The sequence below is a fragment of the Amycolatopsis speibonae genome, assembly GCF_042647925.1.
GTDB classification, from domain to species: Bacteria; Actinomycetota; Actinomycetes; order Mycobacteriales; family Pseudonocardiaceae; genus Amycolatopsis; species Amycolatopsis speibonae.
In genome coordinates, this window is sequence record NZ_JBHRWK010000004.1 from 108,737 (window position 1) to 119,630 (window position 10,894).

At 69.3% G+C, this 10,894-nt stretch carries 8 protein-coding genes; 1 reads left to right on the top strand and 7 read right to left on the bottom strand.

What is annotated here, in order from left to right; genetic code table 11:
* Window positions 1–150: 150 nt before the first annotated feature.
* A complete protein-coding gene (locus ACFOSH_RS01995) occupies window positions 151–1,290 on the bottom strand; it encodes an LLM class flavin-dependent oxidoreductase (RefSeq protein ID WP_378236844.1) in 1,140 nt (379 codons plus the stop codon).
* 123 nt (window positions 1,291–1,413) lie between these two features.
* On the opposite strand from ACFOSH_RS01995, the gene ACFOSH_RS02000 reads away from it, so the two are divergent.
* On the top strand, window positions 1,414–3,402 hold the full coding sequence (locus tag ACFOSH_RS02000; protein ID WP_378236846.1) for an FAD/NAD(P)-binding protein: 1,989 nt from the start codon (window positions 1,414–1,416) through the stop codon (window positions 3,400–3,402).
* A gap of 112 nt (window positions 3,403–3,514) precedes the next feature.
* Here ACFOSH_RS02000 and ACFOSH_RS02005 read toward each other — a convergent pair whose 3' ends face one another.
* Genes ACFOSH_RS02005 through ACFOSH_RS02030 form a run of 6 tightly spaced genes read right to left on the bottom strand, consistent with a single transcriptional unit; the run spans window position 3,515 to window position 10,605 of the window.
* Window positions 3,515–4,621 (bottom strand): glycosyltransferase, encoded by a 1,107-nt coding sequence (locus ACFOSH_RS02005; protein ID WP_378236847.1) that lies wholly within the window; start codon window positions 4,619–4,621, stop codon window positions 3,515–3,517.
* 13 nt (window positions 4,622–4,634) lie between these two features.
* The gene (locus tag ACFOSH_RS02010; protein WP_378236848.1) at window positions 4,635–5,672 is read right to left on the bottom strand and encodes an LLM class flavin-dependent oxidoreductase; all 1,038 of its coding nucleotides are present in this window, start codon (window positions 5,670–5,672) and stop codon (window positions 4,635–4,637) included.
* Complete coding sequence (locus ACFOSH_RS02015) at window positions 5,669–7,246, bottom strand: dipeptide ABC transporter ATP-binding protein (RefSeq protein WP_378236849.1); 1,578 nt, start codon at window positions 7,244–7,246, stop codon at window positions 5,669–5,671. The genes ACFOSH_RS02010 and ACFOSH_RS02015 overlap by 4 nt, the downstream gene beginning before the upstream one ends.
* On the bottom strand, window positions 7,243–8,058 hold the full coding sequence (locus ACFOSH_RS02020; protein WP_378236850.1) for an ABC transporter permease: 816 nt from the start codon (window positions 8,056–8,058) through the stop codon (window positions 7,243–7,245). Before ACFOSH_RS02020 ends, ACFOSH_RS02015 begins: the two co-directional genes overlap by 4 nt.
* A complete protein-coding gene (locus ACFOSH_RS02025) occupies window positions 8,051–9,001 on the bottom strand; it encodes an ABC transporter permease (RefSeq protein WP_378236851.1) in 951 nt (316 codons plus the stop codon). Before ACFOSH_RS02025 ends, ACFOSH_RS02020 begins: the two co-directional genes overlap by 8 nt.
* Complete coding sequence (locus ACFOSH_RS02030) at window positions 8,998–10,605, bottom strand: ABC transporter substrate-binding protein (RefSeq protein WP_378236852.1); 1,608 nt, start codon at window positions 10,603–10,605, stop codon at window positions 8,998–9,000. The genes ACFOSH_RS02025 and ACFOSH_RS02030 overlap by 4 nt, the downstream gene beginning before the upstream one ends.
* Window positions 10,606–10,894: the final 289 nt, after the last annotated feature.

A 10,894-nucleotide genomic window follows, 5' to 3' on the forward strand; every position in this document is an offset into this window, starting at 1 on the left:
TGTGAGCCGCTCGCCGCTTGTGTTCGGAGCGTGCCCGAATCCGCTTTGACTCCGCTGAGCGAGCATCGTGGCGCCTGAACGCGCTACTGGGCGATGTCGCCGCTATCCGCCAAACGGATGACGGGTCCGCCAACCGGTGTAGTTAGCGGCTCAGCCGTCTACTGCGAGCACTTCCCGCGCCGAAGCCGCTTTCACCGCCTTCGCCGCGTCGCGTTTGGCGACCTCTTCACGCACGATCGGGATGACGTGACGGCCGAAGTCGATCGTGTCGCCGAGCATGTCGTACCCGCGCGCCGAGAGGATGTCGACGCCGAGGTCGTAGTAGTCGAGCAGGGCCTGCGCGACGGTTTCGGGCGTGCCGACCAGCGCGTTGGAGTTCCCGGCGCCGCCGGTCGCGGCCGCGGTCGGGGTCCACAGGGCCCGGTCGAACCGCTCGCCCTCGGCGGCGACCGCGAGGAGCCGCTGTGAGCCGGTGTTCTCCGGGTTCGTGAGAGAATGCCGCCGGGTCAGTTGCCGCCCGCCGCTCGTCCGGGCCTTGATGGTGTCGACCGTCCGGTGCGCCTTCTCCCAGGCGAGTTCTTCGGTCGGCGCGATGATCGGGCGGAACGCGACCTGGATCCGCGGGACGTCGGTCCGGCCGGCGGCCTTCGCCGCGGCCTTGACGGACTCGATCTGCTCGGCCGTCTGGGCAAGGGGTTCACCCCAGAGGCAGAAGATGTCCGCTTCTGCCCCTCCGGCCGCGTACGCCGCCGGAGACGAGCCGCCGAAGGAGACACCAGGGCGTGGCTGCTGCACAGGCCGGACATCGAGGACGAAGTCCGCAAAACGATAGTGCTCGCCTTCGTGGTCGAAGGGCTCCTCGGACGTCCACGCCCGCTTCACGATCTGGATGTACTCGCGCGTGCGTGAGTAGCGCTTGTCCTTGGTGAGGTAGTCGCCTTCGCGCTGCTGCTCGTGATCGCTGCCGCCGGTGATGAAGTGGACCGTGAGCTTCCCGTCCGAGAGCTGGTCCAGCGTGGCGAACGTCTTCGCGGCGAAGGTCGGATACGAGACGTTCGGCCGGTGGGCCAACAGGATCTGGAGCTTGTCGAGCTTCGCCGCGACGTACGCCGCCGCCTGCGCCGGGTCCGGCCCGCTGGAGCCGTACGCGAACAGCACCCTGTCCCAGCCGAAGTCTTCGTGCGCACGCGCGAGGCGCAGCGTGTAGTCCTTGTCGAAGACGCCGCCCGACCGCGGATGTGTCTCCGAACCGTCGTTGGTGCCTCCGATACCCAGGAATTCGACCGGCATCGTCCGTCCCTCTCGTCCGTGTCCCCCGACACGACGAGTACGCGCCGGTTCGTCGGTGTGGCAACGAGTTCCGCTCCTTGAGAACCCGCACGCGACCCGGAATCCCGGCGTAGCTTCGGCTTCGTGAGTACCGCAGACCCTCCCTACGTGCTCGCGGTGGTCGGCGCGGGTCCCCGTGGGGTGGGCGTGCTCGAGCGGCTCGGCGCGAACGCCGCCGAACTGCCCGGCGGGCGGCGGCTGGTCGTGCATCTGGTCGATCCGTTTCCGGCGGGCCCCGGCCGGGTCTGGCGGTACGAGCAGTCGCCGCTGCTGCGGATGAACTCCATGCCCGAAGACGTCACGGTCTTCACCGACGACTCCGTGAAGATCGACGGTCCGATCCGGCCCGGGCCTTCGCTGATCGAGTGGGCGCTTGCGGTCCGCGCGGGCAAGCTCGAAGCCGAGGTCGACGACAGCCTGCGTGCCGAACTCGATGCCCTGCAAAGCGATCACTTCCCGACGCGACGGCTGCAGAGCGCGTATCTCGCTTGGTTCCACCGCGAGGTCCTGGCCGGACTCCCGGCCGGGATCGAGGTCGTCGAGCACCGGACCCGCGCGGTGCGGCTGGAAGACGGCGAGCCCCAGCGGCTCTGGCTGGAGGACCGCGCGGAACCCCTCGAAGCGGACGCGGTCCTGTTCACCGTCGGGCATCTCGACGCCGAACCGGACGAACGGGAGGCCGGGCTCGCGGACTTCGCCGCCCGCCACGACCTCGCCTACTACCCGGCCGGGTACACCGCCGACGTCGACTATTCGGCGATCGCACCCGGGGAAACCGTGCTGGTGCGCGGATTCGGCCTCGCTTTCGTCGATCTGATGCTGTTGCTGACCGAAGGCCGCGGCGGCCGGTTCGAAGAACAGGCGTGCGGCGGGCTGAAATATCACCCCAGCGGCGCCGAGCCCGTGCTGCACATCGGCTCGCGTCGCGGAGTGCCGTATCACGCGAAGATCGGCTACCGGCTCGGCGGAAAGCCGTTGCCACTGCCCAGGTTCTTCGACGCGTACGCCATCGAAGAGCTCTGCGCCGTCCCCGGGCGGATCGACTTCCGCCGCGACGTCTGGCCGCTGATCTCGAAGGAGATCGCCTGGGCCTACTACAACGAGCTGTTCACCGCCCATCCCGAACGCGTGCGCATGGAGTTCGCCGTCTTCGCCGACGCTTTCGCGGACACGGCACCCGGCGAACTCGACGCACTGGTCGCGCGGGCGGTCCCGGCGCCGGACGACCGGCTCGACCTGGACAGGCTCGACCGGCCGATGGCGGGCGTCGAATTCGGCAGCGCCGAGGAGTACGGCAAGGAACTGCGCGAGTACGTCGAAGCGGATCTGAGCCGCCGGGCGGATGCCGAGTACAGCGCGGATCTGGGCGCGTTCACGGCGCTGCTGTCCGTGATGGGCCAGCTTCCCGCCCTGGTGCAGACCGGACGGCTCGACGCGGCTTCTCAACTGTCTGATCTGGACGGCTGGTTCCTCGGGTTCTTCTCGTACTTCGCCAGCGGCCCGCCTCCGAGACGGCTCGAAGAACTGCTCGCGCTCCAGGAAGCCGGACTGGTTTCCTTCTTGGGCGCCGAAACACGCGTGTCGACCGACGAGGAACGCCGGACGTTCGTCGCTTCCGGCGCGAGCTTCCCCGGTGAGACCGAGGCGCGGACCCTCGTCGAGGCGCGGTTGCCCGAGCCGAGCATCACCCGGGCGTCGGATGTCCTTTTGCGACAGTTGCGGGACAGTGGCGCACTCGGCGAGGAAGCCGTCGTCGACACGGTCACCGGCGACAGGCTGCTCGCCGGACGGATCCACACCCGCGTCTCCGACGGCCGGATGCTCGACGGCGAGGGCCGCCCGCATCCGCGCCGGTTCGCCCTCGGCCCGCACACCTCCGCGCGGTCCGCCGGGGCGTTCACGCGGCCGCGGACCAACGCGATCTCCTTGCGGCAGAACGACGTCGTGGCCCGGGAGATCCTGTGGCTCGTGAGTGGCAAGTGTCGTTCTAACGCGACGTATCACTCACGACCACCCGCACCGACACCTCACCCGCACGTGAACCACGGCCTGCCGTTGTTCACCCGCACGTGAACCACGGCCCGCCGTTGCGAAAGCCACTTTCGCAACGCACCCTCAACCCACTCGCGACCAAGACACGTTTGCGCTACCCCTCAAGGGAACCAGCCTCGCCACTCACGAGGGTCTAGTCCGCGGCGAACTCCTGCAGGCGCCGCACCACCTCGGACGGCGCGGGCATGGCGGCGATCTCGTGCCGCATCCTGGTCGCGACTTCGCGCACACGCGGGTCTTCGAGCAGCTGCCCCGCCTTCTCCTCGACGGCGTCCGCGGTGACCTGATCCCCGAGCAACGCGCGTCCGGCGTTGACCGACTCCAGCGCTTCCGCGTTGAAGAACTGGTCCGCGCCCTGCGGCAGCACCAGTTGCGGCAAGCCCGCCGAAAGCGCGCCGAGTACGGTCCCGGTTCCCCCGTGGTGCACCACGAGATCCGCGCGCGGAAGGACCTCGGACTGCGGCACGAAGCCGGTGACGTGGACATTCGGCGGCAGCTCACCGAGTTCGCCCGGGTCGCCGGGGCCGCGCGCGACCAGGACGTCCACCGGCAGCCGGGAGAGGCCGTCGATCGCCGCGCGCAGCGGGCCGATGGCACCGAAGGCGACGGTGCCCAGCGTCAGGTACACGAGCGGCCTGTCGCGCCCGTCGAGCCATGACGGCAGCGTGCCCGGCTCGTTCCACGGCACCGGCCGGAGCCGGAAGAGCGTCGGCAGCCCGGCCAGTTCCGGGTCGCGGAAGCTTTCCGGCCAGACGTCGATCCCGGCGTCGCCCAGCATCAGGTTGGCCGGCGGTTTCCCGTCCCACAGCGGGGTGAGCCTGTCCGCGGCGAAGGCCGGCATCTCGGCGGGGATCGAGCGGCCGATCACCAGGGACACCACCGGGATCCCGGCCCGGCGGGCGGCGGTGGCCGCGCCGACGTCGCTCATCTCGTAGACGATCAGATCCGGCCGGAGCACGGGGAGCAGCGGCGTCAGGTCGGCGATCGTGGTGCGCGGCAGGATCTCGGCGAAGATGGAGAGGGTGACTTCCAGCATGTCGCCCTTACCGGCTTCGTCGCTGGCCTCCTGGATCGAGATCCCGACCTTGTGCGCGTCGAAACCGAGCGCGCGGACCTTGTCCAGGAACGCCTCGCCGGTCCCGAAGACCACCTCGTGCCCGGCGTCACGGGCGGCGATCGCGAGCGGCATCAAGGGGTACAGGTGGCCGTAGGCCGGGCGGCACGTGAAGAGGATGCGCACCCCTTCGAAGGTACTAGCTTTCCCAGACCCTGGAGGGCAGTTCTTTCCGCACGATAGGGATGACGTCGGAGGCGAAAAGCTCCAGGACGTCCTGCGCTTCCCCGGTTTTCAGGCCGTCGACCGAGACGGCCTGCACCTCGTGCCCGAACGAGGCGTGGGAGTCGCCGATCTTGTCGATCACCTGTTCCGGGCTCCCGACCAGGGCGGAACCGTGGGCGATCTTGTCCTCCAGCGTGGTGAATTCCGACTTGTTGTGCTGGTACGCGGGCGTTTTCGCCAGCGCCTCGAAGTACGGCCGGTAGCCGTCCAGCGCTTCCTGCGAGGTCTTGGCGACATACAGGCCGCCCGCGCCCGAACCGACGAGCGCGTCCGCCGGGTCGTGGCCGTAGTCGGCCCACCGCCGCCGGTAGTGGTCGATCAGGTCGGCGTACTTCTTCTTGGGGTGGAAGCCGTTCGCGGTGAACAACGGGTCGCCGAACTTCGCCGCCAGCTCGGTCGACTCGGTGCTCGATGCGCTCCCGTGCCAGATCCTCGGCCGCGCGTGGAACGGACGCGGCTGCGTCGTGACGTCCGTCAGCGGCGCGCGGAACTCGCCCTTCCAGGTCACGCCTTCTTCCAGGTAGAGACGGCGCAGCAGGGCGAACTTTTCCGCCTGGTACTCCCATTGCCGTTCCTCTTCGAGGCCGAACAGCGGGAAATGCCGGGGATCGTTGCCCTTGCCGATCATGAGGTCCAGCCGCCCGCCGGAAAGCTGGTCGAGTGTCGCGTAGTCCTCCGCGACGCGGACCGGGTCGAGCACGCTGATCACGGTCAGCGTGGTCAGCAGCCGGACCCGCCGCGTGCGTTCCGCCACCGCCGCGAGGAGCACAGGCGGCGCCGAGGACAGGAACGGTTCGCCGTGCCGTTCGCCGACGCCGTACGCGTCGAATCCCAGCTCCTCGGCGAAGATCGCTTCGTCGATGACTCGGCGCAGGCGTTCGTGCTGGGTCGGCGTCACCCCGGTCACCGGGTCGGGGTGGTTGGCGACAAGGGAAAAGAGCCCGAACTTCATCGTGTCTCCAACGGTTTCCGGCCCGGGATAGCGGCGAGCAGCTCCCGGGTGTAGTCCGCGCCCGGCCGTTCGAGGACGTCCAGTGCCGGGCCGAGTTCGACCAGTTCGCCCCCGCGCAGCACGCCGACGGTGTCCGCGATCTGCCGGACCACGGCGAGGTCGTGCGAGATGAACAGGTAGGTCAGGCCGAGTTCGTCCTGAAGGTCGGCGAGCAGCCGCAGGATCTGAGCCTGCACCGAGACGTCCAGCGCGGACACGGGTTCGTCGGCGACGATCAGTTCCGGGGCCAGGGCGAGCGCCCGCGCGATGGCCGCCCGCTGCCGTTGCCCGCCGGACAGTTCGGCGGGTTTGCGTTTCAGTACCGAAGACGGCAGGGCGACCTGGTCGACCAGTTCCGCCGCGCGCGCCCGGCGATCCGCCTTCGTGCCGACGCCGAAGGCCCGCAGGGGTTCGGAAACGACGTCCTCGATGCTGAACTTCGGGTTCAGCGACGCGTACGGGTTCTGGTACACCAGCTGGAACCGGCGCCGCAGCCGCCGCAGCTCCGCACCGCGCACCGACGTGATGTCCTGACCGTCGAACTCGACGACGCCGTCGGTCGGCGTCTCCAGGCGCAGGATCATCCGCGCGGTGGTCGACTTGCCCGAGCCGGACTCGCCGACCAGGGCGAGCGTCCGCCCGCGGGCGATGTCGAAGGAAACCCCGTCGACGGCCCGCGTGGTGCCGAAGGTCTTGCCGAGGTCGCGGACCGAGACCAGGACGTCGGACGACGGCGGCTTCGGCTCCCTCAGCGGTTTGTCGGAGAGGCTGGGCGCGGCGGCGAGCAGGTCCCGCGTGTACTTCCGCGAGGGAGCCGCGAGGATCTCGCCGGTCGTGCCCTCCTCGACCACGGTGCCCTGGGACAGCACGACGATCCGCGACGCCCGATCGGACGCGACGCCGAGGTCGTGGGTGATCAGCAGGACGGCGGTGCCCGCTTCGGCGGCGAGTTCTTCGAGGTGGTCGAGGATCTGCCGCTGCACGGTGACGTCGAGCGCGCTGGTCGGCTCGTCGGCGATGATGAGTTTCGGCCGTCCGGCCAGCGCGGCGGCGATCAGCGCGCGCTGGCGGAGCCCGCCGGACAGCTCGTGCGGATACTGCCGCGCCCGCGCCTCCGGATCGCCGATCCCGGCCTTGCGCAGCAGTTTCACCGCCTCCGCGCCGGCCGTGCGCTTGTCCGCGAGGCCGTGGATCAGCAGCACTTCGGCGACCTGATCGCCGATCCGGTGCACGGGGTTGAGCGAGACCGTCGGATCCTGGGGGACCAGGGCGATCTCGCGGCCGCGTACGGAACGCCAGCCGCGGTCGGAGAGTTTCGCCAGGTCACGGCCGTCGAAGGTGATCTCGCCGCGGTCGATCCGCCCGCCGCGCGGCAGCAGCCCGATCGCCGCATGCGCCGTCGTGCTCTTGCCGGATCCGGACTCGCCGACGACGGCGACGATCTGTCCCTTGTGGACGGACAGGTCGACGCCGTCCACCGCGGGCACGTTCTTGTAGGACACCGCGAGATCGCGGATGGTCAGCAGCGCGCTCACCGCACGTCTCCTTCGATCGCTCGGGACAGCCGGTTCGCCGACAGCACCACGGCCGCGACGGTCAATCCGGGGAAGGTCGTCATCCACCAGGCGGTGGCGAGGAAGCCGCGGCCGCCCGCCACGAGCGAGCCCCACTCCGGGGTCGGCGGGGTGGCGCCGTAGCCGAGGAAGCTCAGCGCGGACACCTCCAGGACCGCCGTGCCGAAGGTGAGCGTCGCGAGCGCGAGCACCGGGCCGAGCGCGTTGGGCAGCACGTGCCGTCCGAGCACCCCGGTCCAGCGCACGCCGCCCGCGCGAGCGGCCTCGACGAACACTCCGCTGCGGACACGCAGGACTTCGGCCCGCATCAACCGGGCGAACTGCGCGAGATTCGCGACGCCGACCGCGATCGCGATGTTGGTCGTCCCGAAGCCGAGCGCGGTCACCAGCGCGAGCGAAAGCAGGATGGACGGGATCGCCAGCAGGACGTCGACGCAGCGCATGATCGCCGAATCGAGCGCGCCGCCCCGGAATCCGGCGAGCAGGCCGAGCGCGGAACCGGCCACGAGCGCGACGAGCACGGCGATCACGGTCGCCTGCAACGAGAGCGCGGCGCCGTGGACCACCCGCGCGAAGATGTCCCGCCCGGTTTCGTCGGTGCCGAAGAGATGCGCGAGCGAAGGGCCCTGCATCTTCTCGGCGGGGACACCGGCGAGCGGGTCCTGTCCGGTGAACAGTTCCGGGACGATCGCGGAGAGCAGAGCGAAGGCGAGGACGGCGATCGCGAGGAGCAGGCCCGGCCGTTGCCGGGTGTGCACGAGGACGTCAGGCATCGGCGGTCTCCCGGTTCCGGATCCGCGGGTCGAGCAGGGGACAGACGAGGTCGACGAGCAGGTTGATGACGACGAACACCAGCGCGGCGAGCACGATCACCGCCTGCACCACCGGGATGTCCTGCGCGGTGACCGCCGACGACGTCACGCGCCCGAGGCCGTCACGGGAGAACACCGTCTCGGTGATCACCGAACCGGCGATCAGGTTTCCCGCGACCACCCCGGCGATCGTCAGCGAGGGCACCGCCGCGTTGCGCAACAAGTGTCCGAAATGGACTCTCGTCCGGCTCGCCCCCTTCGCCAGCGCGATCTCGGCGTAGGGCTCGGCGAGTTGCGTGCGGAGGCTCTTCGCCAGCACCTGCCCGATGATCGCGCCGGTCGGGATGGCGAGGGTGATCGCGGGCAGGATCAGCGATTCGAAGCCGTTCGACCCCAGCGCGGGCACCAGCCTGAGCTGGAAGGAGAAGAACTGGATGAGGACGAGCCCGACCCAGAACGGCGGCAGCGAGATCCCCAGCGGCGGCAACGCGAGCAGCGCGTTGCCCAGCCAGCGATGCCGGGTGACGGTGCCGGCGATCGCGACCCCGCCGCCGAACAGGATCGCGAGCACCAGGGCGAACCCGGTGACGGCGAGCGTCGGAGGCAGTGCCGAGACCACCATGTCCGTCGCGTCGTCCCCGGTGGAGATCGAGCGGCCGAAGTCGCCCTGCAGCGCGGCGAACAGCCGTTTCCCGTACTGCAGCGGCAAGGGGTCGTCGAGTCCGTACTCCGCCTTCGCCGCGGCCAGTTGCTCCGGTGTCACCGAAAGCCCGGCCTCGCCCCCGCCGAGCTTCGCGCTGATCGCGTCACCCGGCAGGAGGTAGAGGATCACGAACGACACGGTGAACGCGGCCCACAGGACGAAGACCGCCTGCAGGACCCGGCGGAGCAGATACCGGGTCACGAGCCGGACACCCAGGCGTCGAACAGCTGCAGCCGGGACGACGCTTCGAAGCCGACGCCGTGCGCGTTCGGCCCGTGCGCCAGCACCTGGGTCAGCTCGAACACCGGCGCCGAGTAGCCGTGCTCGATGATCGCGCGCTGCGCTTCCGCGGCCGCCGGCTTCCGCTTCGCCGGGTCCACAGTGGACGACTGGGCGTCGAGCGGCGCGTCGACAGGGTTGTCCGCGGGGAGCTTGCCGCGGTTGTTCGCCTTGGTGGAGAACAGGTTGCGCAGGATGTCCGGATCCGCGCGGGTGGTGTTGTACCAGAGGTATTCGTAGTCCCCGCTTTGGGTGATCTGGACGCTTTCGGCGGTGGTGCGCTGTTCGATCCGAAGATCGAAGCCGATCTTGCGCAACTGCTGCTGCACGAGTTCGAGCACGCTCTTGTTCTGGTTGAACACCAGGGAGAAGACGACCTTCGCGGTCAGGCGCCGGCCGTCCTTGGTGCGGATTCCGTCGGGACCGAGCATCCAGCCCGCGCTCTCCAGCAGCGACGTCGCCCCCGCCGGATCGTAGGCCAGCAGCGGGGAAAGGTCGCTGTAGAACGGCGTCGCCGAGCCGAGGATGCTGGTGGCGGGCTTGTAGTTCGGCGTCAGCACGGTGTTCGTGACCTCGGGCCGGTTGATGCCCTTGACCACCGCTTGGCGGACCTTCTCGTCGGTCAGTACGCCCTTGGTGACGTTGGCGTGCAGGTTGAACACGATACCGGGGTTCGGGCGGGTGGGCTCGGTGAAACCGTTGCCGGTGAACTGCGGTTCGTCGACGGGCTGGACGTCGGTGATGGCGTCGAGCTGGGCGGAAGCGAGACTTCCGGTGCGCACACCGGGTTCCGGCACGATCTTGTACGCGATCTTGTCGAGATACGCCTCGCCCTGGTGTTTGAACAGCGACGAGCCCCAGCCGTAGCCCTTGCGTTTGGCGAGGACGATTTCCTGGTTCTGCTTCAGGCTTTCGAAGACGAACGGCCCCGAGCCGATCAGGCCGTCACCCTGGCAACGCTGGTCGGCGGTCTTCTTGTACGCGGCCGGCGCGAGGACGCCGAGCGACATCGTCGAGCTGGCCTGCAGGAACTGGGCGCTGGGAGTGGAGAACTCGATCTTCACCGTCTTCGGGTCGACGACCGTCGTTCCCTTGTACACGGCCAGATAGCCCGAGCCGAGCTGTGATTTCGGGCCGAGGGCCTTGATCGCGTCGAAGCTCGTCTTGACCGCGGCGGCGTCGACAGGACTGCCGTCGGAGAAGGTCGCGCCATCGCGCAGATGGAAGGTGAACGCGGTCGAATCCGCGTTGCTCTCCCATTTTTCGGCCAGCCACGGCTTGATCTCGCCGGTGGCCGGGTCCTGGTCGGTCAGTGAGTCGACCAGCTGACGGCCGACGTTGAGCGAAGCGTTGGTGCCGACCTGTTGCGGGTCCACGCAATCCGGGCTCGACGAGATCCCGAGGCGAAGCGTGCCCCCGGGTTTGGGCGGCCCGGCGTCGGCCCCCGTCGCGCCGCCCGCGGACGAGCAGGCGGCGAGGAACAGGGCGGACAAGGCCAGCAGGGATGTGGCGGCGGTACGGGGCACCGGGTGGCCTCCAGCGGGGAACGGGGCGCAGGTCTGGGGAGTGCACTGCTGCTTGCGCCGACCCGATTCACGCTAATCACGGCCTTGAGCCCCGCCCACATGCTGAGCCCGGCTCCCACCCCGCGAAACATCCCACGATTCCGCTTGACAGCCCCGAAAGTCCGTGAAGGCCTCCTTCCCTACTTTGAGAGGCTGTTGCGTTTTGGGGCGACCTGCTGGTGATGATTTTGGTGTGGGCTGGTGATGCTGGGAGAATCCTGGTGTGGCTATGGGTTTTCGTCCGGTGGAT

Bases quoted from the DNA above. Each gene is read 5' to 3' on its own strand.
- ACFOSH_RS01995 (WP_378236844.1), bottom strand. From the start codon at position 1,290: ATGCCGGTCGAATTCCTGGGTATCGGAGGCACCAACGACGGTTCGGAG.
- ACFOSH_RS02010 (WP_378236848.1), bottom strand. From the start codon at position 5,672: ATGAAGTTCGGGCTCTTTTCCCTTGTCGCCAACCACCCCGACCCGGTG.
- ACFOSH_RS02020 (WP_378236850.1), bottom strand. From the start codon at position 8,058: ATGCCTGACGTCCTCGTGCACACCCGGCAACGGCCGGGCCTGCTCCTC.